We start from the raw sequence: 25,904 nt of genomic DNA, 5'->3' as shown, positions 1-25,904 counted from the left end.
GCGGGGGAGGCGGGGATCAGCCGGAGCCGGGGCCCATCCCCAGCACCTCGGCGAGGTCGTAGCCGACGACTTCCTCCAGCTGGGCGTACGTACAGCTCTCCGGCGTCCGGTCGGGCCGCCAGCGGCGGAACTGGGCGGTGTGCCGGAAGCGGTCGCCCTCCATGTGATCGTAGCCGACCTCGCAGACGCGTTCGGGGCGCAGCGGCACCCAGGAGAGGTCCTTCTTGCCGGTCCAGCGGCTCTGTGCGCCGGGCAGGCGGGCGCTCTCGTGGGCGGACTCCTCGGCCCATGCGGCCCAGGGGTGTCCGGCGGCTTCCGCCATCCGCAGCGGTGCCAGCTCCTCCACCAGCTCGGCGCGGCGCTTCATGGGGAAGGCGGCGCACACGCCCACGTGCTGGAGGGCGCCGCGGTCGTCGTACAGGCCCAGCAGCAGCGATCCGACAATCGGACCGCTCTTGTGGAAACGGAACCCCGCGACGACGACGTCGGCCGTACGCTCGTGCTTGATCTTGAACATGAGGCGGGCATCGGGCCGGTAGGGCAGATCGAGGGGTTTGGCGATCACCCCGTCGAGCCCGGCGCCTTCGAATTGTTCGAACCACTCCTGCGCGAGCGCGGGGTCGGTGGTCGCGGGCGCGAGATGGACGGGGGGCCGAGCAGTGGACAGGGCATCGGACAGGGCGGTGCGGCGGTCGGCGAGCGGGGTGTCGAGGAGCGACGCGTCGCCGAGCGCGAGCAGGTCGAAGGCGACGAGACTGGCGGGGGTCGTCCGGGCGAGGAGGTCGACGCGGGACTGCGCGGGGTGGATCCGCTCGGTCAGCCGGTCGAAGTCGAGCCGCCCGCCGTGCACGATCACGATCTCGCCGTCGACCACGCAGCGGGCGGGCAGGTTCTCCCTCAGAGCGGTCACCAGCTCGGGAAAGTACCGGGTGAGGGTCTTGCCGGTGCGGCTGCCGATCTCCACCTCGTCGCCGTCGCGGTGCACGATGGCGCGGAAGCCGTCCCACTTGGCCTCGTACTGCATACCCGGCGGGATCCGGGACACCGACTTGGCGAGCATCGGCTTCACGGGCGGCATCACGGGCAGATCCATGCCAACGATTCTGCGGCGATATATATAGTTCCGCCCGGTATGCGCGTCGGGCCGGGCCCGCCTACCGTGGCGCACATGGGTGCATCCGGAAAGGCGATCGAGCTGGACGTGGGCGGGCGGACGGTGCGGCTGTCCAACCCGGACAAGGTGTATTTCCCGGAGCGGGGCCTGACGAAGCTGGACGTGGCCCGGTACTACCTGGCCGTCGCCGACGGCATCACGCGCGCCCTGCACGACCGGCCCACGACCCTGGAGCGCTACCCGGACGGGGTGGAGGGCGAGTCCTTCTTCCAGAAGCGCGCGCCGAAGACCATGCCCGACTGGATCCCGACCGCCCACATCGCCTTCCCCAGCGGGCGGTCGGCCGACGAGATGTGCCCCACCGAGCCGGCCGCCGTGCTGTGGGCCGCCAACCTGGGCTGCCTGACCTTCCACCCCTGGCCGGTGCGCCGCACGGACACCGACCGGCCCGACGAACTGCGCATCGACCTGGACCCCCAGCCGGGCACCGGCTACCACCACGCGGTGATCGCCGCGCACGAGCTGCGGGACGTCCTGGAGGACCTGGGGCTGCGGGGCTGGCCGAAGACCTCGGGCGGGCGCGGCCTGCACGTCTTCGTGCCGATCGCACCGCGCTGGACCTTCACCGAGGTCCGGCGGTGCGCGATCGCCATCGGCCGGGAGCTGGAGCAGCGGATGCCGGGCAGGGTCACCACAGCCTGGTGGAAGGAGGAGCGCGGCGAGCGGATCTTCGTCGACTACAACCAGACCGCCCGCGACCGCACGATCGCCTCCGCCTACTCCGTACGCCCCCGCCCGCAGGCCCCCGTCTCGGCCCCGCTGCGCTGGGACGAACTCGACTCCGCCGAGCCCCGCGACTTCGACATCACCACCATGCCCGCCCGCTTCGCCGAGGTCGGGGACCTGCACGCGGACATGGACGAGCACGCCTTCACCCTGGACCAGGCGCTGGAACTCGCCGACCGCCACGAACACGACCACGGCCTGGGCGACATGCCGTACCCGCCGGACTACCCGAAGATGCCGGGCGAACCGAAGCGCGTCCAGCCGAGCCGCGCCAAACGCGAGGACTGACCCGCCGGGCCCTGTCAGTGCCGGATGCCATGCTCGAAGTGAGGACGGAAGGAGTGCGGGCCATGCTCACGACGGACTACAAGGACGGCGCCCCGAACTGGGTCGACCTCGGCACGCCGGACACCGAGGGCGCCGCGGGCTTCTACGCCGGACTGTTCGGCTGGGACTACCGGGCGGGCGGCGAGGAGGTCGGCGGGTACGGCATGTTCCGCCTCGGCGACAGGATCGTCGCGGGTGGCATGGCCGTCACCGCGGAGCAGGGCCCCCCGGCCTGGACGGTGTACTTCCAGAGCTCCGACGCGGACGCCACCGCCGCCGCCGTCACCAAGGCCGGCGGTACGGTGCTCTCCGCGCCGGCGGACGTCCTGGACAACGGCCGGATGGCGGTCTTCGCCGACCCGGAGGGGGTGGCCTTCGCGACCTGGCAGCCCCGCGGGAACACCGGGCTGGATGCGGTGCAGGAGGTCGGCACCCTGTGCTGGGCCGAGTTGTACACGGCCGACGTGGCCGCGGCGCGGGACTTCTACGGCTCCGTCTTCGGCTGGGAGATCGCCGAGATGGCCTTCGACGGCGGCACGTACAAGATGACCAAACCCGCCGGAGCCGCCGACAAGGAGGCCTTCGGCGGTCTGGTGCCCATCGCCGGAGACCCGGTCGAGGACTCCGAACACCCCTACTGGACCCCGTACTTCGAGGTCGCCGACTGCGACGCCACGGCGGCCAGGGCCGAGGAGACGGGCGGCAAGGTCCGGCTGGCCCCGGTCTCCATGGAGGGAGTCGGCCGCTTCGCGAAGCTGGCGGACCCCTACGGAGCCCGGTTCGCGGTCATAGCCAGCGCCCCGCCGCCCCAGGGATGAACGGGTGTTGATCAGTCGTTGATCGGACGTCCATCGGGGGCCGTGAGGATCTCCGGCATGTCGATGAACACCAGCACTACGTCCGCCGCCGCAACCGCAACCGCAACCGCAACCGCCCCCGCCGCCGCCTGGTACGAGGTCGCCCTGTGCGCCCAGACCGGCCCGGAGTTCTTCTTTCCGGAGCCGGGCTCCTCGCTGCGTGAGGCGAAGCGGCTGTGCGCCGCGTGCGAGGGGCGGGCGGGCTGCCTGGAGTACGCCCTCGCCAACGACGAGCGTTTCGGTGTCTGGGGCGGACTCTCCGAGGCCGAGCGCCACGCCCTCCGCCCGCGCCGCTGAGCCCCGGCCCGCAGGGGCGGGCCGAGGCCGAGGCCGAAGCCGAGGGATCAAGAGGTCAAGAAGACCGCAGGTCAGCCCTTGCGGGCGGCCAGGCGGGCCGCACGGGCGGCCAGGCGCTCGTCGAACTTGCGCGCCTCCGCGTCCAGGCCGTTCATGAACAGGCCGAGCTCCTCCTGGGCCTTCTGGCCTTCCGGGCCGAGGTCGTCGATGTTCATGATCTTCAGGAAGCGCATGACCGGGCTCAGCACGTCGTCGTGGTGGATCCGCAGGTTGTAGACCCCGCCGATCGCCATCTGGGCGGCCATCCGCTCGAAGCCGGGCATGCCGTGTCCGGGCATCCGGAAGTTCACGACGACATCGCGCACGGCCTGCATCGTCAGGTCCGGGGCGAGCTCGAAGGCGGCGCCCAGCAGGTTCCGGTAGAAGACCATGTGCAGGTTCTCGTCCTGCGCGATGCGGGCGAGCATGCGGTCGCAGACCGGGTCGCCGGACTGGTGGCCGGTGTTGCGGTGCGAGATCCGGGTCGCCAGCTCCTGGAAGGCGACGTACGCCACCGAGTGCAGCATCGAGTGGCGGTTGTCGGACTCGAAGCCCTCCGACATGTGCTGCATGCGGAAGTTCTCGAGCTTGTCCGGGTCCACCGCGCGCGAGGCCAGCAGGTAGTCGCGCATCACGATGCCGTGGCGGCCCTCTTCGGCGGTCCAGCGGTGCACCCAGGTGCCCCAGGCGCCGTTGCGGCCGAACAGCGTGGCGATCTCGTGGTGGTAGCTGGGCAGGTTGTCCTCGGTCAGCAGGTTCACCACCAGCGCGATCTTGCCGATGTCGGTGACCTTGGACTGCGCCGGGTCCCAGGGCTCGCCGTCCTCGAAGAAGGCCGGGAAGTTCCGGCCGTCGCTCCACGGGACGTACTCGTGGGGCATCCAGTCCTTGGTGACCTTCAGGTGGCGGTTGAGCTCCTTCTCCACCACCTCTTCCAGCGCGTACAGCAGCTTGGCGTCGGTCCACGCCTGAGAGCTGCCGAGGTGGGGAGAGGTGATCGTCACGGGTGCTCCTGGGGACAAAGCGAATTACCTACGGTGCCGTAGCCTACGACGCCGTAGGTTAAGCGGACCGTGAGGGTGAGCCAAGCCCCAGGCGTTCATATGCCCGGTTACATCCAGTTATCTGTGCAGTTTATGAGGGTGCACGCGGCCGAGTGCGGGGCGAATGTCACGCAGGCAGGTGGTCCCGCGACACCGCCTTGACGCGGATGCGGACGTGGATGCCGACGCAGATGGGGACGCGGATGGGGATGGGGATGGGGATGCGGACGCCGTAGCCGGGGCCGAAGCGGAGCCGGCCCCGGCTCCGGGCGTCGGGGCCGGGGAGCCGGGGCCGGGGGCGGGTGTCGGGGTGGTGTGGGGTCGGTGCGGTGGGGGTGGGTCGGTTCGCCGGGTCAGGCGGACCGGAGCGTCTCCCGGACCTCCTGGGCCGTGGTCGGCCGGATCGTGCCGTCGACCAGCAGCCAGCGCGTGATCCCGATCGACTCCAGGAACGGCACGTCGTGGCTGGCGACCAGCAGCGCGCCCTGGTACGCGTCCAGGGCGCCCGACAGCTGCCGTACGCTCGCCAGGTCCAGGTTGTTCGTCGGCTCGTCCAGCATCAGCAGCTGCGGAGCCGGCTCCGCCAGCAGCAGCGCCGCCAGCGCCGCCCGGAACCGCTCACCGCCCGACAGCGTGCCCGCCGCCCGGTCCGCGCGGGCGCCGCGGAACAGGAAGTGCGCGAGCCGCGCCCGGATCAGGTTGTTCGAGGCGTGCGGGGCGAACCGGGCCACGTTCGCCGCCACCGACAGGCCCTCGTCGAGCACGTCCAGCCGCTGCGGCAGGAACCCCACCGGAACGTGCGCCGCCACCTCCCCGGACACCGGGTCGAGCAGCCCGGCGATCGTGCGCAGCAGGGTCGTCTTGCCCGAGCCGTTGCGGCCCACCAGCGCGATCCGCTCCGGGCCGCGCACCTCCCACTCGCCCGGCACCCCGGCCCCGTGGGCCAGCCGCACCCCGCTCAGGGTGAGCACCCGGCGCCCCGGCGGAACCTGGGTCGCCGGCAGCTCGATCCGGATGTCGGCCTCGTCCCGGACGCCCTCCACCGCCTGGTCCAGGCGCTCCTTCGCCTGCGCCAGCCGCTCGTTGTGCAGGGCGCGGTGCTTGCCCGCGGACTCCTGGGCGGAGCTCTTGTTGCCATTCGCGATGATCTTGGATGCGCGCTTGGTGTCGTACATCTTCTGGCCGTACTGCCGGCGCCGCGCCAGTTTGGCGTGCGCCTCGGCCAACTCCCGCTTCTGCCGGACCACATCGGCCTCGGCGACCCGGACCAGCCGCTCGGCCGCCTCCTGCTCCGCGGCGAGCTGCGCCTCGTAGTCCGAGAAGTTCCCCCCGTACCGGTGCACTTCGCCGTCGTGCAGGTCGGCGATCTGGTCGACCCGCTCCAGCAGCTCCCGGTCGTGGCTGGCCAGCAGCGTCACTCCGGGCCAGGACTCGACCGCCGCGTACAGCCGGCGCCGGGCCCGCAAGTCCAGGTTGTTCGTCGGCTCGTCCAGCAGCAGCACGTCGGGGCGGGCGAGCAGCAGGGCGGCCAGCCGCAGCAACACGCCCTCGCCGCCGGAGAGTTCGCCGACCGTGCGGTCGAGGCCGATCCGGGCGAGGCCGAGCTGGTCGAGGGTGGCCAGGGCGCGTTCCTCGACGTCCCAGTCGTCGCCGACGGCGGCGAAGTTCTCCTCGGTCGCCTCACCCGCCTCGATGGCGAGCAGGGCGGCGCGGGCGGCGCGGATGCCGAGCGCCTCGTCGACACGGAGGGAGGTGTCGAGGGTGACGTTCTGCGGGAGGTGGCCCAGGGTGCCGGCGACGGTCGACTGGCCGCCGGTCGGGCTCAGTTCGCCCGCGATGAGCTTCAGCAGGGTGGACTTCCCGCTGCCGTTGCGCCCGATCAGGCCGGTACGGCCGGGGCCGACGGCCAGCTGGAGCCCGTCGAAGACGGCCGTGCCGTCGGGCCATTCGAAGGACAGGGTGGAGCAGGTGATGAAAGCGGCGGACGTCGTACTCATGGAGGCCTCCGGGTTGCGTGAATGGTGCGTGCAACGGGGGGAGACGGCCGAGGACGGACCCGGTGGCGAGGTCCCGCAGAACAGCGGCACGGCGCACGCCTTTTGTGGTGGCACGGTCGTGCGGCCTTGAGGCGGCACGGTCGTGCGGCGGCGTGGCTGTGCGGTGGCGGGGTCGACTGTGTGACCGGTGTGGTGTGTCGGTGTCGGTCGGCGTCTCGGCCTTAGAAGTGCAACGTCCTGCTCCGTTCGACGAGGAGGGTGGCGTCGACGAAGCTACGGGCGGCCGGAGCCGCCCGCAAACGATTTACGGGCCGGGCGGGTCGCCGGGCTCAGTGGGGGCCGCGCATCAGCTCGGCCAGGCTGTGGTCCATGTCGAGGTACAGGTGCTCCAGCCCCGGGGGGACGATCTCCGCCGCCCGCGCCAGGAACCGGTGCAGCTCGGCCGTGGACATCAGCACGATCGCGACACCCTCGGGGGCGTGGAACTCGATCGTGGTCCGGTCGCCGTCGTACGGCCGCACCCGCACGTCGCCGTAGCCCGTCGGACGGTCCAGGCCCGACTCCAGGAGCTCGCGCCCGAAGGTCCACGACACCTCGACGCCCTCCAGCGTGGCGGGGGCGGGGAAGGCCATCCGCACGGCGAACGGATCCGCACGGTCGTAGCAGAGAGTAACGGGTACGGTCTCGACCTTCGGCGCGGTGGCCACCAGACGTGCCTGCACAGCCTGCTCGATAACAGTGTTCAAGGCTCGCTCCCTTGCGGCGGAATTCCTGCCGGGTATGGGTGGAACCCGGCATCCGGATAGACGCCGCAATCGGCAAATCCGTGCACGGCCGATGACGTGAGCTGTGTCACCGCCTGGCTGGAACGCATCCGTTTGATCGCACAGAGTAATCGGGGTGGGGGTTGTGCCCGAAGGGGGTCACTCCTTGCCGCACGATCCGGAGTGGTCGCAAAACGGCTGGTTCCCGCTCACTCCACAGGCGCAAAGCATCGCCCTGGTCTCCCTGCGGACGGTTCCGTCCGCGGTCGTCACGCGCAGCTCGCCACGGATCACCAGTCGGCCGGCCGGCGACCGTACGACCGTCGTCGGCCGGTCCGGCTCCTCGGGCGGCCCGCCGGCGAGCCGGTACTGCAACGCGCCCGACGGACACCGCCGGATCACCTCGGCGACCCGCTCGGGATCGGCGCCGTCCGGCTGCACCCAGGGCCGCTGCCCCGTGTCGAACACCTCGGGCAGACCGCGCACGCACTCGGCGGCGTGCAGGCACCGGCCCGTCTCGTACGTGACGGTGATCCGCTTGCCCGGATAGGCCTTGGGCTCCTTGCGCTGCCGGGGCTGCTTGGGCTCGTTGGGCTCGTCGGGCTGGTTGGAGGGCATGCACCCACGGTAGGAAGGCGGCGGCGGGGACGCACTCTGGACGGCGAATCCGGGGTGCACTAGCTTCCGGCGCCATGAGACTTCTGGGAGTTGGCATGCTCGCGGCAGCTTTGGCGGTGGGGCCGGTGGTGGCTCCGGCGCAGGCGGACACCGGGGGGACGCGGGAGGGGTACGGGGTGCAGGACGCTCCTGGGACACAGGATGCTCCTGAGGTACGGGGCACTCCTGGGACGCAGGGCGCTCCCGGGGCTGGGGAGTTACGGGATCTCCGTGGCGCGGGCTGGGCGCTGAAGCAGACCGGCAAGGACGCCCGATTCCGCGGACTGGCCGCGGTCAGCCGCACCACGGCCTGGGTGGCCGGCTCCAAGGGCACCGTGCTGCGCACCGTCGACGGAGGCCGCACCTGGAAGGACGTCTCGCCGCCCGCCGCAGCGGCCGACGGCCTGGAGCTGCGCGACATCGAAGCCTTCGACGCGCGCCGCGCGGTCGCCCTCTCCATCGGGGAGGGGGAGGCCTCGCGGGTGCTGCGCACCGACGACGGCGGCAGGACCTGGACCGAGACCTTCCGGAACACCGACCCGCGCGCCTTCTACGACTGCCTGACCTTCTTCGACTCCCGGCACGGCCTGGCGGTCAGCGACCCGGTGGACGGCAGGTTCCGCATCCTGTCGACGGACGACGGCGGGCGGAACTGGGCGCTGCTGCCGGACACGGGCATGCCGGACGCGCTGCCCGGCGAGGCCGGCTTCGCGGCGAGCGGGCAGTGCCTGGTGGGCGCAGGGTCCCGGGACGTGTGGCTGGCCACGGGCGGTGGCGCGGTCGCCCGGATCCTGCACTCGGCGGACCGCGGCCGCACCTGGCGGGCCGCCGAGTCCGGCATCCCGGCCGGCGACCCCGCCAAGGGGGTGTTCGCCCTGGCCTTCCGCGACCGTACGACGGGGTTCGCCGTCGGCGGCGACTACCGCACCGGCCAGCCGTCCCCGCAGGCCGCCGCCGTCTCGGCGGACGCGGGCCGCAACTGGAGCCCGTCCGGGACCCCGCCGCCCGCCTACCGGTCGGGCGCGGCCTGGCTCCCGCACACCCGCGGCACGGCGCTCGCGGTGGGGCCGACCGGTACGGACGTGACCACGGACGGGGGCCGCAGCTGGCGGGCGCTGGAGCCGGGTTCGTACGACACCGTCGACTGCGCGGCCGACGGCGGCTGCTGGGCGGCGGGGGAGAAGGGACGGGTGGGGCGGCTGGAACGCCGGTGAGGCCAGCCGGTGATCAGTCGGTCGGCCGCGTGAAGAGGTCCATGCTGCCGAAGTGGCTGGGCACGAAGCCCGCCGCCTTGTAGACGGGCTCGCCGGCGGAGCTGGCGTGAAGCTGGATGTAGTGGATCCCGATGCCGTTCAACCATGCGACGAGCCCGTCGACGATCCGCCGGGCGTGCCCCTGCCCGCGGAAGGCCTCGTCGGTGACGATGCCGTCGAGGTATCCGCGGCGTCCGTCGGTGTACTGGGGCCTGGGCAGGTGGTACGTCACCCAGGCCATCCCGGTGGCTGCGAGGGGCTCGCCGGGTGCTCCGCCGACGACGAGGCAGTGCACGTCGGACCGGTCGCTGATGCGCTCGAGGAACCACCCGGGGGCGACATCCCGCCAGGCGGCATCGGCGGGCCCGGGCTCCACCCCGAGAGCGGCGAGCGCGACGGCCCGCAGCCGGATGAGCTCGGGAATGTCGGCGGGGGTGGCGGGACGGGGGTGCATGAGGGGCTCCTGTGGGTGGTGGGGTGTGTGTGCGGGTCGGGGTGATGGAGGTCGGGGTGATGGAGGTCGGGGTGATGTGGGGTGGGGGAGTCGAGCGGGCCGGGAGAGGACTGCGTGACGGCGCCCCGGGCCACCGAAGCCGGGCAGGCGGGGGGCGGCAGGCACGCCGGACCAGGGCAGCTGGACGCAGACGGCGACACCGGATCAGCCGGCCCGGCGGGAGGCGGCTGGGCGGGGTCGCGGCGAGCGGTATCCCCGCGCTCGGCGTCGGAGAGGTGTCCGGGGTTTCCCGGCAGCCGATTGTCCTTCCGGTTCGGGCCGGCCCGTCAAGGGCGCTCCTCCTTCGTCGTCGCGTCGCTTCGCGATGTCGCTGCGCTCCACCCTTGACAGCCCGACCCGCCCCGGAATGCCAACAGACTGCCGGGAAGCCCCCGAAGGATGGCCAGGGGGACCGATCGAGGGACGGGGCGATCAGAGAAGCCGCCCCCGGCTCCGCCTTGCAGCATCCCCATCCCTCAGGACCACCGGGACCGACCGGCGCCGGGGGCGCAGGCACAAAGGACGCCCCCGAGGCAGACACCAGGGCCCGCTCGGAAGCGAGGCGGCCCCAACCTGCAGCAAATGTCGACCAGAAGCCCATCGGGACACGCCAAACGCCCCAGATCGCTACGCGCTCCTCGTGACTGGGAGTCTGGCGGCCGTCTGGGGTTGGACATAGGCCGCCCACGACCTCTACATGCTCCTCGTGACTGGGCGTCTGGCGGCCGTCTGGGGTTGGACATAGGCCGCCCACGACCTCTACATGCTCCTCGTGACTGGGCGTCTGGCGGCGGTCTGGAGCAGGGGCGCTTGAGAGCGAGTACGTCGCGCAACAAGGCGGCCGAAGGACGCAATGGGCTGGGGTGCGACGGATGAGGAAGCAAGGTGCGTGGCTTGGCGGCCGATCGTGTGCGAACCGATGTAAGGTGCCCACGATTGCGTCGCGGTCGGACGACTCGTCCCGCGCTGGCTCGACGGCAAGCGGTCCTGGTGCGCACTGCGCGCCAGACGGCGTCAGCGGACCGGTCTGTTCGCACGTCGTCTCACGTGGAGACCGGAAGGTGGGGCGAAATGTCGAGCAGTTCGACGTTGGGCAACGTCTGGGTGCCTTTGTCGCCCGTGTCAGCCCCATGGACACCCGAAGGAACCTTTCTCTAGACCGAATTGGCCAGTGACGGAGGCCAATCACCCGCGCAGTGACCCCGCAGATGGCTTCCGTTGTCGACACATGACGAGCATGCAGGGCGACCTGCACGCCTCCCGGCCCCTGATTGCTGCCGGCCCCCGAGCCTGCCGCAAGCCGCCGAGAAATCAGGACTGTCCAGCGATCTGCCGCGTCTACCAGCTCCAGACGGCCGTCGGACGCCGAGAAATGAGGAGCGCGTAGCGATCTGCCGCGTCTACCAGCTCCAGACGGCCGTCGGACGCCGAGAAATGAGGAGCGCGTAGCGATCTGGGGCGTTTGGCGTGCCCCGATGGGCTTCTGGTCGACATTTGCTGCAGGTTGGGGCCTCATCGCTCCCGAAGCGGGGGTCTGATGGCCGTCTTGGGGCGTCTTTTGTGCCCGCGCGCCCGGCATCGGTCGGTCCTGGTGGTCCTGGGGATGCTGCAAGGCGGAGCCGGGGGCGGCTTCTCTGATCGCCCCGTCCCTCGATCGGTCCCCCTGGCCATCCTTCGGGGGCTTCCCGGCAGTCTGTTGGCATTCCGGGGCGGGTCGGGCTGTCAAGGGTGGAGCGGAGCGACATCGCGCAGCGACGCGACCGCAGGGAGCGCCCTTGACGGGCCGGCCCGAACCGGAAGGACAATGGGCTGCCGGGAAGCCCCCGGATGCTCCTCCGACGCCGGTCGGGCGTGATTCCGTCCGCCGCGCCGCGGTTGCGCAGTGCGCTCCCGCTTGCGGGGGAGGCCACCCGTACAGCCTTCCGCCCCGCGTCCCCGTTCGGCTCCGGGCCCCCGCCTCGCCCCCCGGCCCTACGTTGCCAGGTGTTCGCGGACCGCGGCGAGGTCTGCCGACGTCTTCGTGGCGATGAACTCCGTGATGCGGTACTCGCAGACGCCGGCCACCGTGAAGGGGTCCTCCTCCGCGATCTGCTCGACCTCCGCGCGGGAGACTCCCGCCGCCAGGATGATGCCGCCGTCCCGCGGGACCTTGCGGCCCGAGGCGAGGAAGACGCCCGAGGCGTAGTAGCGGTCGAGCCAGGCGATGTGGGCGTCCAGCTCGTCTTCGACGGCTTCGATGGGCGCTGTGTACGTGAGCTCCATGACGAACATGATCGTCAGGTTACTCTCGCACCATCATGACGAGTGTGAAGACCCCCGCCGACGAGGCCGAGGCCCGGGCGATACAGGATGAACTGCGCAATCTGGTCGTGCTCGACGAGCCCGGGCCGCAGCCCGGGCGCGGGCTCGTCGCCGGGGTGGACGTCGCGTACGACGACGAGCGGGACCTGGTCGCCGCCGCGGCCGTGGTCCTCGACGCCGCCACCCTCGAGGTCGTCGAGGAGAGGACGGCGGTCGGGCACGTCAGCTTCCCCTACGTGCCCGGGCTCCTCGCCTTCCGGGAGCTGCCGACCGTCCTGGCCGCGCTCGAGGCCCTGACCGCCGCCCCGGATCTCGTCGTCTGCGACGGCTACGGTCTCGCCCACCCCCGCGGCTTCGGTCTGGCGTGCCACCTCGGGGTGGTCACCGGGCTGCCGAGCATGGGTGTGGCGAAGAACCCGTTCACCTTCACCTACGAGGAGCCCGGCGCCCGCCGCGGGGAGGCCGCCGCGCTGCTCGCCGCCGACGGGGCGGTCGTCGGGCGCGCCCTGCGGACCCAGGACGGGATCAAGCCGGTGTACGTCTCCGTCGGCCACCGGATCTCGCTCGACAACGCCTGCGCCCACGCCCTCGCGCTGAGCCCCCGGTTCCGGATCCCGGAGACCACCCGGCACGCCGACTCCCTGTGCCGCCGGGCCCTGCGCGAAGCCTCCTGAACGCGACACGCACCCCTCAGCTCACCGTCGCCACCCGGAACCGGATCCCCGCCTTCTGGAGCCGTTCCAGCAGGGCGTCGCCCATCGCGACCGCCGTGGTGAGCTGGCCCGCGCGCTGCGGCAGGGCGTCGTACGCGAGGCACAGTGCCGACTCGGCCAGCATCTTGGCGGTCTCGTCGTAGCCGGGGTCGCCGCCCGACACCTCGGTGAACACCCGGCGGCCGCCGCCCTCGCCCACGAAGCGGACCGTGAACCAGCTGCGGGCCCGCCGCTCGGCGTCCGGGCCCCGGCCCGGTCCCCAGTGGCCGATCAGCCAGCGGCGGGCCGGCGGCAGCTGGGCCAGGGCCGCCGTCGCGCCCACCGCCAGCGTGCCGCCCACGGCGACCGGGAGGTGCTCGACCGACGCGTAGTGCCGGTAGCGGAAGTCCGGCCCGTACCGCTCCAGTGCGGCCGCGGACCGGGTCACGATCTGCGGGTCCAGGGAGGGCAGGGGCATCGCCCAGGTGCCGGTCTCCCGGCTGAACCGCGGTGCGCCCAGCGGCCCCCGTACGCGTCGCCCCGGCAGCCGGGGCTCGTGCAGGCGGCGGGCGCGCGCCGCGGCCATGGCCTGCGGGCCGCGGCCCATCGCGGTGAGGGCGGAGGCCAGGGTGCCGCCGGAGAAGCGGGCGTTGGACCGCATGAACCCGTCGACCTGCAGCGCGGTGCCCTCCGGCAGCTGCTGCACCGTGAAGTAGGTGCCCAGGTCGGCCGGGATGCAGTCGAAGCCGCAGGCGTGCACCAGGCGGGCCCCGGTCTCCCGGGCGCGGGCGTCGTGCTCCACGTACATGCGGTCGACGAACTCGGGCTCGCCGGTGAGGTCCACGTAGTCGGTGCCCTCCTCGGCGCACGCGGCGACCAGCTCCGGGCCGTACAGGACGTACGGTCCCACTGTCGTGGCGAGGACGCGGGTGGCGGCCGCCAGCTCCCGCACGGCCGCCGGATCGGAGGCGTCCGCTCGGAGCAGCGGCACGTCGGCGCAGCCGGGGTAGCGGGCGGCGAGCCGTTCGCGCAGCCGCTCCAGCTTGCCGGGGTCGCGGCCCGCGAGGGCCCACCGGCAGCCGGCGGGGGCGTGTCGGGCGAGGTACTCGGCGGTGAGGGCCCCCACGAACCCGGTCGCGCCGAAGAGCACGATGTCGTGGGCCCGGTCGTGCCCCGGTCTCGTCCGCCTGCCCTGCCGGACCTCTTCGTCCATCACGGTTCCTCCCAGCTCGTACGGGTGGCCGAGGCTAGCGTGCGGCGGGCGTGGGACGACCGGCGCCCCGCCAGTGGCCTGGAGGCCGCTGCCGGGGCGCTGTACGGAGGCGTCCGACTACCGGGTCAGTTGTCCTGGTACATGCCGAAGACGTCGACGATGAGGTCGATGTTGCCGTCGCTCTGGTTCCAGAAGTCGATGATGCCGTTGGCGCCGGTGCTGGCCTGGACGAGGTTCGGCACCGTCTTGCCCACCGTCCAGTTGAGGGTGGAGGAGGTGGGGGCGGGCGGCCAGGGGGCCGTGTCGTTGATGTAGTCGTCGAGGGTGTTGGGGTCGGGGGAGACGGCGAGGTAGCCGTTGTCCTTGGTGTTGGTCACCGTGGAGTTGAGCACGAAGCCCTTGATGCCGGGCTCGCCCGCCGCGAGCGGCAGGTAGATGTAGCCGCGGCCCCCGAGCGGGCCCTCGCCCCAGGTGGCGTCGTCGCGGGTGTCGAGCAGGCGCTCCGGCTGGAACGGCAGGTAGGCGCCCGCGCTGGCGGGGCTGTAGTAGCCGACGACGTCGACGATGACGTCGGCCGGGTTCCAGCCGCCGTTGCGGACGACGATCTTGCCGTCGGGGCCGACGGGGACGATCACCGAGTTGGCGATGGTCTGGCCGGCGGTGAAGTTCACGTTGGAGGCGGTCGGGGCGGACTGGCCGCTCGGGTAGACCGTCAGGTGGCCGTCGCTCTTGGGGTTGGTGACGGTCACGTTGAGGGCGACGGCCTTCACGCCGGAGGCCGGGACCTTGCCCTTGCCGGCGATCTGGACGCTGAAGGAGCCGTACCCCTTGACCTGGCCCTGGACGGTGCCGGTCCCGTTGCGGGTGTCGACGAAACGTTCCGGCGCCAGCGGGGTGTAGCCGCTGGAGGCGGACTGGGTGAAGTAGCCGGTGACGTCGGCGATCAGGTCGACCGACTCCCAGCCGCCGTTGTACAGGTTGACGTAGCCGTTCGCGCCGACCGGCACGATGACCAGGTTCGGGACGGTCTGGCCGGGGGCGAAGTTCACGTTGGACGTGGTGGGGCGGACGTCGCCGTCGGCGAAGGCCGTGACGTGGCCGCCGCTGGTGGTGTTGGTGACGGTGACGTTGAGCACCACCGCGGTCACGCCCGCCGGGATGCCGCCGTTGCCGGCGATCTTCACCTTGGCGGAGGTGTACGGGGCGACCTTGCCCTGCGCGGCGCCCGTGCCGTTGCGGGTGTCGAGCAGGCGGGTCGGGCCGTACGGGGTGTAGTCGGAGCCCTCGGTGGTGACCTGGACCTCGTTGGTGACCGCGGTGCCCGTGCCGGAGTCCGTCACGGTGACCTTGACCGTGTACGTGCCGAGCTCTGCGTAGGTGTGCTCGCTGCTCACCGGCTGGCTGCTGCCGTCGTACGAGGCGTTGGTGGTCGCGCCGTCGCCCCAGGCGATGGTGACGGAGGCGCTGGTGGCGAGGTTCTCGACCCAGGCGTCGATCGCGATCCCGTGGGCGCTCACGGTGTACGCGTCGACGGCCACCTGGAAGTCCGCGGCGGCGGCCTCGGCCGCCGTGGCACCGGCACCGGCGCCGGCCTCTGCGTCGGCGCCCGAGGCGGTCGACTGCGGCGCGGTGAGCTTGCTCCCGGCCGTCGGCGCGGTCAGCCGGGTGGACTCGGTGGCGGGGCTGCTGAACTTGGTCTTCTTCACTGCGTCGGCCGGGATCAGGTCGGGCGTGGTGAGACCGTGGGCGCCGCCGGCGGCGGGGTCTGCGGCCTGGGCGTTGCCCGGAATGAACGAGATGCCCGCTGCGAGGACGGCGGCGGATGCTGCGAGTCGGCGGTAGGACACCGAGCCCCCCAATAGTCAGGTAGCCCTCGGTCGGGGCTGGAAGCCCGCTCAGACTACATAGGCGATTTTCGGCCAACCACCGGCCCCCGCCTCCACTCCCGCCCCCACGGAAAACGCCCCGGAAAGCGGCCTGAAGGCCGTTTCCAGGGCGTTGCGCCGAGGCGCTGCCGATGGGTTTCAGTTGTCCTGATACACACCGAAAATGTCGACGATGAGGTCGATGTTGCCGTCGCTCTGGTTCCAGAAGTCGATGATCCCGGACGGGCCGCTCGCGGCCTGGACGAGGTTCGGGACGGTCTTGTTCACGGTCCAGTTGAGGGTGGAGGAGGTGGGGGTGGGCGGCCAGATTTCCGTGCCGTTGTCGTAGTCGCTCAGCGAGTTCGGGTCCGGCGTGACGGCGAGGTAGCCGTTGTCCTTGGTGTTGGTCACCGTGGAGTTCAGGACGAAGCCCTTGGTGTGGGGGAGGCCGTCGGCGAGCGGCATGTAGATGTAGCCGCGGCCTTCCAGCGGGCCCCAGGCCCACTTCGAGCCGTCGCGGGTGTCGAGCAGGCGCGAGGGCTTGACCGGGACGTACGCGTTCGCGCTGCCCGGGCTGTAGTAGCCGACGACGTCGACGATGACGTCGGCCGGGTTCCAGGCGCCGTTGCGGACGGTGATCTTGCCGTCGGGGCCGACGGGCACGATGACCGAGTTGGCGATGGTCTGGCCGGTCCTGAAGTTCAGGTTCGAGGCGGTCGGGGCGGACTGGCCGCTCGGGTAGACCGTCAGGTGGCCGTCGCTCCTGGGGTTGGTGACGGTGACGTTCAGCGCCACGGCCGTGGCGTTCGGCGAGACCCAGCCCATGCCGGCGACCTGCGTCGTGAAGGTGCCGTACCCCTTGACCTGGCCCTGGGCGGTGCCGGTCCCGTTGCGGGTGTCGACGAGGCGCTGCGGCGCCAGCGGGGTGTAGCCGCTGGAGGCGGACTTGGTGAAGTAGCCGGTGACGTCGGCGACGAGGTCGACCCCCTCCCAGCCGCCGTTGTACAGGTCCACGTAGCCGTTCTTGCCGACGGGGACGATGACCAGGTTCGGGACGGTCTGGCCGGGGGCGAAGTTCACGTTGGACGTGGTGGGCCGCTCGGAGCCGTCGGCGAAGGCGGTGATGTGGCCGCCGCTGGTGGTGTTGGTGACGGTGACGTTGAGGGCGACCGAGGTCGCGCCCTCGGGAATGCCGCCGTTGCCGGCGATCTTCAGTCGCGTCACGCCGTAGGCGGGCACCTTGCCCTGCGCGGCGCCCGTGCCGTTGCGGGTGTCCAGGAGGCGGGTCGGGCCGTACGGGGTGTAGTGCGAGCCGCGGGTCCAGACGGCGACCTGGTTGACGGCCGTGGCCTGCGTGACCTGGTCCGTCACGGTGACCTTGACCGTGTACCCGCCGGGCTTGCCGTACTGGTGGGCCGTGGTGACGGTCTGGCCGCCGGTGGAGCTCTCCTGGCTCGTCGCGCCGTCGCCCCACTCGATGCTGATCGACACCTGGTTGGCAGTGCCGTTGGTGACGGTGCGCAGTTCCATGCCGTGGGCGCTGGTGGTGAAGGCGTGCAGGCCCACCTCGATGTCGCTCGCGGCGGCCTCGGCAGTGGCGGAGGCATCGGCCTGGCCGGCGGCGGGAGCCTGCTTGACGGAACGATTCGCCGGGCTGTCGAACGTGGTGGTCTCGGGCTTCACGGTCTTGGCCGGGTCCGGCACGGTGACCCCGTGCGGCTTGGGCTTGCCCGCGGCCGGGTCGGCGGCGTGGGCCGCGCCCGGGACGAGAGAGATGCCGGCCGCGAGGACGGCGGCGGATGCTGCGATTCGGCGGTAGGACACCGAGCCCCCCATAAAGTTGTTGAGCCCTTGATCAAGGCTGAAGCCCGCTCAGGGTACATAGGTGCGCCGACATCCGGCGCACGGGTTTGCGCAGGCCGGATGGGCCATTGCCGGAGATGTACGGTCCGGTTGCCCGGCCGGCGGCGGCGGACGGGACTAGCGTGAACGTGGGCCCGCCCGCGCGGGCGCGCGCGAACGGCTGGTGAACGGAGGTGCGTGTGAAGGCTGCGCTGCGCAAGTGGGAGGCGGTGCGGGAGTTCGCCCTGGCGCTTCCCGAGGCGGTGGAGGAGTTCCCGTGGGGCCCCGAGGACTGTGTCGTGAAGGTCAACAAGAAGATTTTCGTCTTCCTGGGCAACACGGACGGCCCGCAGCCGCTCGGGCTCTCCGTGAAGCTCAAGGACGAGGCGCTGCACGGCCACGCCCTGTCCGCGCCCGGGGCGGAGCCCACCGGCTACGGTCTGGGCCGGTCCGGCTGGGTCTCGGTGCCGCTGGAGGGGAAGGGCGCGCCCTCCGCCCAGGTGCTGTGCGAGTGGGTGGAGGAGAGCTACCGGACCGTGGCCCTGAAGCGGCACGTCAAGGAGTTGGACACGCGGATCGCAGCAAACGGCTAAGCGCTTGCTCTTGTGCGGAGTGGGGCACCTTCCTAGCATCGCTGGTGTTACATCAGTTGTGTCACACTCGCAGACCGGGACGCTGGGGGCTCGATGGCAGTGACAGGTGCCGGGCAGGAGCACGGGCACGACGGCCACCACGACGGACACGGGGCCGGGCAGGGCCGGAGTCAGACCCGGGCCGAGGCCCAGGGCCAGGGCCAGGGCCAGATTCAGGACCAGGCCCGGGGCCGCGCGCCGGGCGCCCGCGGCCCCCTCTCCGGCGTGCGCGTCGTCGAGCTGGCGGGCATCGGCCCCGGCCCGTTCGCCGCCATGCTCCTCGCCGACCTCGGGGCCGACGTCGTCCGTGTGGACCGCCCCGGCGGCCCCGGCCTGGCGATCGACCCCGCGTACGACATCACCAACCGCAACAAGCGCTCCGTCCTGGTCGACCTGAAGTCCCCGCAGGGCCCGGCACAGGTCCTGGAGCTGGCCGAGCGGGCCGACATCCTCATCGAGGGAATGCGCCCCGGGGTCGCCGAGCGGCTCGGCGTCGGCCCGGCCGACTGCCTCGCCCGCAACCCCCGGCTCGTGTACGGCCGGATGACCGGCTGGGGCCAGGACGGCCCGCTCGCGCAGGCCGCCGGCCACGACATCGCCTACATCGCCGTCACCGGCGCCCTCGGGATGATCGGCGCACCGGACGGGCCCCCGGCCGTCCCCGCGAACCTCCTCGGGGACTACGCGGGCGGCTCGCTCTACCTCGTCATCGGCATCCTCGCCGCCCTCCAGCACGCCCGGACCCCGGAGGGCACCGGGCAGGTCGTGGACGCGGCCATCGTCGACGGCACCGCCCACCTCACGGCCATGATCCACGGGATGATGGCGGCCGGCGGCTGGCAGGACCGGCGCGGAGCCAACCTCCTCGACGGCGGCTGCCCCTTCTACGGCACCTACGAGACCGCCGACGGCGGCCACATGGCGGTCGGCGCCCTGGAGCAGCAGTTCTACGACCGGTTCACCGAGCTCCTCGGCCTCGCGGACCTGTCCGACGCCCGCAAGGACCCGGCCCGCTGGGGTGAGCTCCGCGAGGCCGTCGCCGCCCGCTTCACGTCCCGTACGCGCGAGGAGTGGACGGCGGTCTTCGAGGGGACGGACGCCTGCGTGGCTCCCGTCCTGTCGCTGCGCGAGGCCCCGCACCACCCGCACCTCGCCGCCCGCGGCACCTTCACCGACTACGGCGGGATCACCCAGCCCGCCCCCGCACCCCGGTTCTCCGCGACCCCCGCCGTGCTGGCCGGCGGCCCCGCGCAGCCGGGGGCGGACACCGCATCCGTGGCCCGCGACTGGGACGTGCCGGGCCTGACCGGAAAGGGCGGCGACGCCTGATGGAACTGTCGATGATGCTCGACTACGCCGGCGACCCGCGCCGGGCCGCCGACGAGGCGGCAGCACTGGAGTCGGCCGGCCTCGACGCGGTGTGGGTCGCCGAGGCCTGGGGCTTCGACGCGCCGACGATCATGGGCTATCTCGCGGCCCGCACCGAGCGGATGAAGATCGGCTCGGCCATCGTCAACGTCTACTCCCGGACCCCCGCCCTCATCGCCCAGACGGCGGCCGGCCTCGACGCCCTCTCCGGCGGCCGCGCCCTGCTGGGCCTGGGTGCCTCCGGCCCGCAGGTCGTCGAGGGCTGGCACGGGAAGCCGTACGACCGGCCGCTCGGCCGGACCCGCGAGACCGTCGAGCTGTGCCGCCGCATCTGGCGCCGGGAGACCATCGACCACCACGGCATCACCGACATGCCGCTGCCGGCCGAGAAGGGCGGCCGGCACGGCAAGCCGCTGAAGATCCTCACCCGGCCCGTCCGCCCCTCCATCCCCGTCTACATCGCCTCCCTCGGCCCGGCGAACGTCCGGATGACCGCCGAGATCGCCGACGGCTGGCTGCCCACCCTCTTCATCCCGGAGAAGGCCCACGCCGTGTGGGGCGGCCCGCTCGCCGAGGGCGCCGCACGGCGCGACCCCGCGCTCGGCCCGCTGCAGACCGTCGCCGGCGGCCTGCTCGCCATCGGCGAGGACGCGGCCGCCGCACGGGACCTCGCACGCCCGCAGATCGCCCTGTACGTCGGCGGAATGGGCGCCGTCGGCAAGAACTTCTACAACGACCTCGCCGTCGCCTACGGCTACGAGGAGGAGGCCCGGAAGATCCAGGAGCTCTACCTCGCCGGCCGCAAGCGCGACGCCGCGGCCGCCGTGCCGGACGAGTTCTGCGAGCTCATGACGCTGTGCGGGCCCGCGGGCTACGTACGCGAGCGGGTCGAGGCCTTCCGCGAGGCCGGGGTCACCATGCTCAACGTGACGCCCGTCGGACCCGAGCCGGCCCGGCTGATCGAAACCGTCAAGAGCTGGCTCCAGTAGGGGGATCCGATGCAACGCCGCATCTTCGACGCCGACCACGAGGCGTTCCGCGAGACCGTCCGCACCTTCCTCGCCAAGGAGGTGCTGCCGCACTACGAGCAGTGGGAGAACGACGGCATCGTCAGCCGCGAGGTCTGGCGGGCCGCGGGCCGGCAGGGGCTGCTGGGCCTCGCCGTCCCGGAGGAGTACGGCGGCGGCGGGAACCCCGACTTCCGCTACGCCGCCGTGATCGCCGAGGAGTTCACCCGGGCCGGCACCCCGGGCCTGGCGATCGGCCTGCACAACGACATCATCGGCCCGTACCTGGTCAACCTGGCCACCGAGGAGCAGAAGCGCCGCTGGCTGCCCGGGTTCTGCTCCGGCGAGACGGTCACCGCGATCGCGATGACCGAGCCGGGCGCCGGCTCCGACCTCCAGGGCATCCGCACCAGCGCGGAGGACCGCGGCGACCACTGGCTGCTCAACGGCTCCAAGACCTTCATCTCCAACGGCATCCTCGCCGACCTGGTGATCGTGGTCGCCAAGACCACCCCGGAGGGCGGGGCGCACGGGCTGTCGCTGCTCGTCGTCGAGCGCGGCACGGAGGGCTTCGAACGCGGCCGCAACCTCGACAAGATCGGCCAGAAGGCGCAGGACACCGCCGAGCTGTTCTTCAACGACGTGCGCGTCCCCAAGGAGAACCTGCTCGGGGAGCAGGGCGGCGGCTTCGTCCACCTGATGAACCACCTCGCGCAGGAGCGGCTGGCCATCGCGATGGCCGCCATCGCCGGCGCCGAGCACCTGCTGGAGACCACCACCGGGTACGTCAAGGAGCGCGAGGCCTTCGGGCGGCCGCTGTCCAAGCTCCAGCACATCCGCTTCGAGATAGCGGAGATGGCCACCGAGTGCGCCGTCACCCGCACCTTCGTCGACCGCTGCATCACCGACCACTGCGCGGGCGAACTCGACCACGTCCACGCCTCGATGGCGAAGTGGTGGGCGACCGAGCTCCAGAAGCGGGTCGCCGACCGCTGCCTGCAACTCCACGGCGGCTACGGCTACATGACCGAATACCGGGTCGCGCGGGCGTTCACCGACGGCCGCATCCAGACCATCTACGGCGGCACGACCGAGATCATGAAGGAGATCATCGGTCGTTCCCTGCTCGGCTAACCTCCCTCGAAAGGCTTGACCAGTGAGCACCGAAGCGTACGTGTACGACGCGATCCGCACGCCGCGCGGCCGCGGCAAGGCCAGCGGCTCCCTGCACGGCACCAAGCCGATCGACCTGGTCGTCGGCCTCATCCGCGCCCTGTGCGAGCGCAACCCTGGGCTGGACCCGGCCGCCATCGACGACATCGTCCTCGGTGTCGTCGGCCCGGTCGGCGACCAGGGCTCGGACATCGCCCGTGTCGCGGCCGTCGCCGCGGGGCTGCCGGACACCGTGGCCGGCGTGCAGGAGAACCGCTTCTGCGCCTCCGGCCTGGAGGCCGTCAACATGGCCGCCGCCAAGGTCCGCTCCGGCTGGGAGGACCTGGTCCTCGCAGGCGGCGTGGAGTCGATGTCCCGGGTCCCGATGGCCTCGGACGGCGGCGCCTGGTTCAACGACCCGATGACGAACTGGGACGTCAACTTCGTCCCCCAGGGCATCGGCGCCGACCTGATCGCCACCATCGAGGGCTTCTCCCGCCGCGACGTCGACGAGTACGCGGCCCTCTCCCAGGAGCGCGCCGCCAACGCCGTGAAGGAGGGCCGCTTCGCCCGGTCCCTCGTCCCGGTCACCGACCGCACCGGCCTCGTCGTCCTCGACCACGACGAGTTCATCCGCCCCGGAACCACCGCCGACACCCTCGCCAAGCTCAAGCCGTCCTTCGCGGACATCGGCGAGCTCGGCGGCTTCGACGCCGTCGCCCTGCAGAAGTACCACTGGGTCGAGAAGATCGACCACGTCCACCACGCGGGCAACTCCTCCGGCATCGTCGACGGCGCCTCGCTCGTCGCGATCGGCTCCCGCGAGGCGGGCGAGCGCGCCGGCCTCACCCCGCGGGCCCGGATCGTCTCCGCGGCCGTCTCCGGCTCCGAGCCCACGATCATGCTGACCGGCCCCGCCCCGGCCACCCGCAAGGCCCTCGCCAAGGCCGGCCTGACCATCGACGACATCGACCTGATCGAGATCAACGAGGCCTTCGCCGGCGTCGTCCTGCGCTTCGTCAAGGACATGGGCGTCTCCCTCGACAAGGTCAACGTCAACGGCGGCGCCATCGCGCTCGGCCACCCCCTCGGCGCCACCGGCGCGATGATCCTCGGCACGGTCGTCGACGAACTGGAGCGCCAGGACAAGCGCTACGGGCTCGTCACCCTCTGCGTCGGCGGCGGCATGGGCATCGCGACCGTCGTCGAGCGCCTCTGACCCGTCCTGCACCCCCTGATCCCCTCCTCCGACACGGCTGACACGGAAGTAGCGAACATGAGCGAGTCCACCACGATCCGCTGGGAGCAGGACGAGACCGGCGTCGTCACCCTCGTCCTCGACGACCCCGACCAGTCCGCCAACACGATGAACCAGGCCTTCAAGGACTCCATCGCGGCCATCGCGGACCGCGCCGAGGCCGAGAAGGACTCCATCCGCGGCATCATCTACACCTCCGCCAAGAAGACCTTCTTCGCCGGCGGCGACCTCAAGGAAATGATCCGGCTGCGCCCCGAGGACGCGCAGCTCGCCTTCGACACCGGCACCGAGATCAAGCGGTCGCTGCGCCGCATCGAGACCCTCGGTAAGCCGGTCGTCGCCGCCGTCAACGGGGCCGCCCTCGGCGGCGGCTACGAGATTTGCCTCGCCTCCCACCACCGGATCGCCCTCGACGCGCCCGGCTCCAAGATCGGCCTGCCCGAGGTCACCCTCGGCCTGCTCCCGGCCGGCGGCGGCGTCACCCGCACGGTCCGCCTCATGGGCATCACCGACGCCCTGCTGAAGGTCCTGCTCCAGGGCACCCAGTACACCCCGCAGCGCGCCCTGGACAACGGGCTCGTCCACGAACTGGCCGCCACGCCCGAGGAGATGCTCGCCAAGGCGCGCGCCTTCATCGACGCCCACCCCGAGTCGCAGCAGCCCTGGGACGTCCCCGGCTACAAGATCCCCGGCGGTACGCCGTCGAACCCGCGGTTCGCCGCCAACCTCCCCGCGTTCCCCGCGAACCTCAAGAAGCAGCTGAACGGGGCCCCGTACCCGGCCCCGCGCAACATCATGGCCTGCGCCGTCGAGGGCGCCCAGGTGGACTTCGAGACGGCGCTGACCATCGAGGCCCGCTACTTCACCGAGCTGGTGACCGGCCAGACCGCGAAGAACATGATCCAGGCGTTCTTCTTCGACCTCCAGGCCGTCAACGCGGGCCGCAGCCGCCCGCAGGGCTTCGAGCCGCGCCCCGTCCGCAAGGTCGCCGTGCTCGGCGCCGGGATGATGGGCGCGGGCATTGCGTACTCCTGCGCCCGCGCCGGCATCGAGGTGGTCCTCAAGGACGTCTCCGCGGAGGCCGCCGAGAAGGGCAAGGCCTACTCGGAGAAGCTGCTCGACAAGGCCCTGGCCAAGGGCCGCACCACCGAGGCCAAGCGGGCCGAGCTGCTGGCCCGGATCACCCCGACCGCCGAGGCCGCCGCCCTGGCCGGCTGCGACGCCGTCATCGAGGCCGTCTTCGAGGACACGGCCCTCAAGCACCGGGTGTTCCAGGAGATCCAGGACGTCGTCGCGCCCGACGCGCTGCTGTGCTCCAACACCTCCACCCTGCCCATCACCGGGCTGGCCGAGGGCGTCGACCGCCCCGGCGACTTCATTGGCCTGCACTTCTTCTCGCCCGTCGACAAGATGCCCCTGGTGGAGATCATCAAGGGGGAGCGCACCGGCGACGAGGCCATCGCCCGCGCCTTCGACCTCGTCCGGCAGATCAACAAGACCCCGATCGTGGTCAACGACTCCCGCGGCTTCTTCACCTCGCGCGTCATCGGCCAGTTCATCAACGAGGGCGTCGCGATGGTCGGCGAGGGCATCGAGCCCGCCTCCGTCGAGCAGGCCGCCGCCCAGGCCGGCTACCCGGCCAAGGTGCTCTCCCTGATGGACGAGCTCACCCTCACCCTCCCGCGCAAGATCCGCAACGAGACCCGCAAGGCCGTCGAGGCCGAGGGCCGCTCGTGGACCCCGCACCCGGCGGACGCGGTCATCGACCGGATGGTCGACGACTTCGGCCGCCCCGGGCGCAGCGGCGGCGCCGGCTTCTACGAGTACGACGAGGCGGGCAAGCGGGTCCGGATCTGGCCGGGGCTGCGCGAGCACTTCGCCAAGCCGGACGCGGAGATCCCCTTCGAGGACATGAAGGAGCGGATGCTCTTCTCCGAGGCGCTGGACACCGTGCGCTGCCTCGACGAGGGCGTGCTGACCTCGATCGCCGACGCCAACATCGGCTCCATCATGGGCATCGGCTTCCCGGCCTGGACCGGCGGGGTCATCCAGTACATCAACGGCTACGAGGGCGGCCTGCCGGGATTCGTGGCCCGCGCCCGGGAGCTGGCCGCGCAGTACGGCGAGCGGTTCACCCCGCCCGCCTCGCTGGTCGCCAAGGCCGAGCGCGGCGAGACATACGCCGACTGAATCGGCCGACCGGGTCCGGTGCGTCCGGGTCCGGTGCGTCCGGACCCGGAGCGGCGGCTCCCTCCGGGTTCCCGCCGCTCCGGGACGGCTGCTCCCGGGGCGGCGGGTCTCCGGGGCGGCGGGACCCCGGGGCGGCCGCGGCGCGTCCCGCCCGGTGTCAGGCCGTGCCGGGCGGCAGGGCGGCGAACACCCCGCGCGGCTCCGTCCCGTCGGGCAGGGTCCAGCCGGCGACGACGGCGGCCGCGCCGTCGGACGGCGTACCCGGCCGCAGGACGCGCGTCACGGACAGGGCGGCGGGCAGCCCGGCCACCCGGATCTCGGTGCCCTGCGGCCCGTGCACGACCTGCGGGACCGCGTCCGGAGCCGGCCGCGCGGAGGCCGGGTCGGCCGGGTTCTCCACGGCGACCGTCGGGTCGGGGACGTCGGAGACGCTCTGCGCCTGCGGCTCGGCCTCGCCCCGCAGCAGGGCGAGCAGCCGCTCCACGGCCACCGGGTCGTGGGTGGCGTCGTACACCCAGCGCTTGCCGAGCACGCCGTGCTCCGAGGTGCCCAGCAGGCCCGCCTCGGCGCCGTCGAGCGGGGCGCCCCGGTAGGTCAGCGGCACGTGGTAGGCGACGGGCGGCTCGGGGGGGGCGGGGGGGGCAGACACGGAGCCGACACCCACCCCCCCCCCCCCGTCTTTGCGGCGGAACCCGCCGGCCCTCCCCGTCTCCTCGGCGCCTCACCTGGCGGTGTCCCAGGGCTGGTCGGGGGGTCA

Annotated in this window: 21 protein-coding genes and 1 pseudogene; 11 read left to right on the top strand and 11 right to left on the bottom strand. The window is 72.2% G+C overall.

The window, feature by feature from the left end; genetic code table 11:
• Positions 1-16 precede the first annotated feature (16 nt).
• Entirely contained in the window at positions 17-1,093 is a 1,077-nt protein-coding gene (locus tag AC068A_RS29660; RefSeq protein WP_478589336.1) for an ATP-dependent DNA ligase, read from the bottom strand.
• Between the two features lie 75 nt (positions 1,094-1,168).
• Between AC068A_RS29660 and ligD the strand changes: the two genes are divergently transcribed.
• The 3 genes from ligD (at position 1,169) to AC068A_RS29645 (ending at position 3,381) form a co-directional block, all read left to right on the top strand.
• Entirely contained in the window at positions 1,169-2,188 is a 1,020-nt protein-coding gene (gene ligD / locus AC068A_RS29655) for a non-homologous end-joining DNA ligase (protein ID WP_478589335.1), read from the top strand.
• Positions 2,189-2,250: 62 nt separating this feature from the next.
• Positions 2,251-3,045, top strand: a complete 795-nt coding sequence (locus AC068A_RS29650) for a VOC family protein (RefSeq protein WP_478589334.1) — start codon at positions 2,251-2,253, stop codon at positions 3,043-3,045.
• A 63-nt stretch (positions 3,046-3,108) separates the two neighbouring features.
• Complete coding sequence (locus AC068A_RS29645) at positions 3,109-3,381, top strand: WhiB family transcriptional regulator (protein WP_478589354.1); 273 nt, start codon at positions 3,109-3,111, stop codon at positions 3,379-3,381.
• A 71-nt stretch (positions 3,382-3,452) separates the two neighbouring features.
• Here AC068A_RS29645 and AC068A_RS29640 read toward each other — a convergent pair whose 3' ends face one another.
• The 4 genes from AC068A_RS29640 to AC068A_RS29625 form a co-directional block, all read right to left on the bottom strand.
• A complete protein-coding gene (locus AC068A_RS29640; RefSeq protein ID WP_478589333.1) occupies positions 3,453-4,424 on the bottom strand; it encodes an acyl-ACP desaturase in 972 nt (323 codons plus the stop codon).
• Positions 4,425-4,816: 392 nt separating this feature from the next.
• Entirely contained in the window at positions 4,817-6,460 is a 1,644-nt protein-coding gene (locus tag AC068A_RS29635; protein WP_478589332.1) for an ABC-F family ATP-binding cassette domain-containing protein, read from the bottom strand.
• 329 nt (positions 6,461-6,789) lie between these two features.
• Positions 6,790-7,206, bottom strand: coding sequence for a spore wall synthesis regulator SsgD (gene ssgD, locus AC068A_RS29630; RefSeq protein ID WP_478589331.1), 417 nt, complete (start codon positions 7,204-7,206; stop codon positions 6,790-6,792).
• Between the two features lie 177 nt (positions 7,207-7,383).
• Positions 7,384-7,842 (bottom strand): (4Fe-4S)-binding protein, encoded by a 459-nt coding sequence (locus AC068A_RS29625; protein ID WP_478589330.1) that lies wholly within the window; start codon positions 7,840-7,842, stop codon positions 7,384-7,386.
• 74 nt (positions 7,843-7,916) lie between these two features.
• On the opposite strand from AC068A_RS29625, the gene AC068A_RS29620 reads away from it, so the two are divergent.
• Positions 7,917-9,095 (top strand): WD40/YVTN/BNR-like repeat-containing protein, encoded by a 1,179-nt coding sequence (locus tag AC068A_RS29620; RefSeq protein WP_478589329.1) that lies wholly within the window; start codon positions 7,917-7,919, stop codon positions 9,093-9,095.
• Between the two features lie 13 nt (positions 9,096-9,108).
• On the opposite strand, the gene AC068A_RS29615 is transcribed toward AC068A_RS29620, so the two are convergent.
• Positions 9,109-9,588: a GNAT family N-acetyltransferase gene (locus AC068A_RS29615; RefSeq protein ID WP_478589328.1), complete on the bottom strand. Its 480-nt coding sequence runs from the start codon at positions 9,586-9,588 to the stop codon at positions 9,109-9,111.
• A gap of 2,010 nt (positions 9,589-11,598) precedes the next feature.
• Positions 11,599-11,898: a YciI family protein gene (locus tag AC068A_RS29610; protein ID WP_478589327.1), complete on the bottom strand. Its 300-nt coding sequence runs from the start codon at positions 11,896-11,898 to the stop codon at positions 11,599-11,601.
• A gap of 26 nt (positions 11,899-11,924) precedes the next feature.
• Here AC068A_RS29610 and AC068A_RS29605 point away from each other — a divergent pair, with 26 nt between their 5' ends.
• Positions 11,925-12,602 (top strand): endonuclease V, encoded by a 678-nt coding sequence (locus AC068A_RS29605; protein ID WP_478589326.1) that lies wholly within the window; start codon positions 11,925-11,927, stop codon positions 12,600-12,602.
• Between the two features lie 16 nt (positions 12,603-12,618).
• On the opposite strand, the gene AC068A_RS29600 is transcribed toward AC068A_RS29605, so the two are convergent.
• The 3 genes from AC068A_RS29600 to AC068A_RS29590 form a co-directional block, all read right to left on the bottom strand.
• Positions 12,619-13,833 carry a saccharopine dehydrogenase family protein gene (locus AC068A_RS29600; RefSeq protein WP_478589325.1) on the bottom strand — a complete coding sequence of 405 codons (1,215 nt, stop codon included), beginning with the start codon at positions 13,831-13,833 and terminating at the stop codon, positions 12,619-12,621.
• 125 nt (positions 13,834-13,958) lie between these two features.
• Complete coding sequence (locus AC068A_RS29595; protein WP_478589324.1) at positions 13,959-15,680, bottom strand: hypothetical protein; 1,722 nt, start codon at positions 15,678-15,680, stop codon at positions 13,959-13,961.
• Positions 15,681-15,857: 177 nt separating this feature from the next.
• Entirely contained in the window at positions 15,858-17,522 is a 1,665-nt protein-coding gene (locus AC068A_RS29590) for a hypothetical protein (RefSeq protein WP_478589323.1), read from the bottom strand.
• 218 nt (positions 17,523-17,740) lie between these two features.
• Between AC068A_RS29590 and AC068A_RS29585 the strand changes: the two genes are divergently transcribed.
• From AC068A_RS29585 to AC068A_RS29560, 6 genes are all read left to right on the top strand, one after another.
• Positions 17,741-18,133 (top strand): MmcQ/YjbR family DNA-binding protein, encoded by a 393-nt coding sequence (locus AC068A_RS29585; protein ID WP_478589322.1) that lies wholly within the window; start codon positions 17,741-17,743, stop codon positions 18,131-18,133.
• A 93-nt stretch (positions 18,134-18,226) separates the two neighbouring features.
• On the top strand, positions 18,227-19,501 hold the full coding sequence (locus tag AC068A_RS29580) for a CaiB/BaiF CoA transferase family protein (RefSeq protein ID WP_478589321.1): 1,275 nt from the start codon (positions 18,227-18,229) through the stop codon (positions 19,499-19,501).
• A complete protein-coding gene (locus tag AC068A_RS29575; RefSeq protein ID WP_478589320.1) occupies positions 19,501-20,529 on the top strand; it encodes an LLM class F420-dependent oxidoreductase in 1,029 nt (342 codons plus the stop codon). Before AC068A_RS29580 ends, AC068A_RS29575 begins: the two co-directional genes overlap by 1 nt.
• Positions 20,530-20,538: 9 nt before the next feature.
• A complete protein-coding gene (locus tag AC068A_RS29570; RefSeq protein ID WP_478589319.1) occupies positions 20,539-21,681 on the top strand; it encodes an acyl-CoA dehydrogenase family protein in 1,143 nt (380 codons plus the stop codon).
• A gap of 22 nt (positions 21,682-21,703) precedes the next feature.
• Positions 21,704-22,918 (top strand): acetyl-CoA C-acetyltransferase, encoded by a 1,215-nt coding sequence (locus AC068A_RS29565; RefSeq protein WP_478589318.1) that lies wholly within the window; start codon positions 21,704-21,706, stop codon positions 22,916-22,918.
• A 57-nt stretch (positions 22,919-22,975) separates the two neighbouring features.
• Positions 22,976-25,147 (top strand): 3-hydroxyacyl-CoA dehydrogenase NAD-binding domain-containing protein, encoded by a 2,172-nt coding sequence (locus tag AC068A_RS29560; protein WP_478589317.1) that lies wholly within the window; start codon positions 22,976-22,978, stop codon positions 25,145-25,147.
• A 157-nt stretch (positions 25,148-25,304) separates the two neighbouring features.
• On the opposite strand, the pseudogene AC068A_RS29555 reads toward AC068A_RS29560, so the two are convergent.
• Positions 25,305-25,841: pseudogene (locus AC068A_RS29555) on the bottom strand (maltokinase N-terminal cap-like domain-containing protein); the annotation flags it as partial.
• Positions 25,842-25,904: the final 63 nt, after the last annotated feature.

The sequence above is a fragment of the Streptomyces sp. NPDC043854 genome, assembly GCF_056436005.1.
This window is presented reverse-complemented; position numbering and strand designations above follow the sequence as displayed.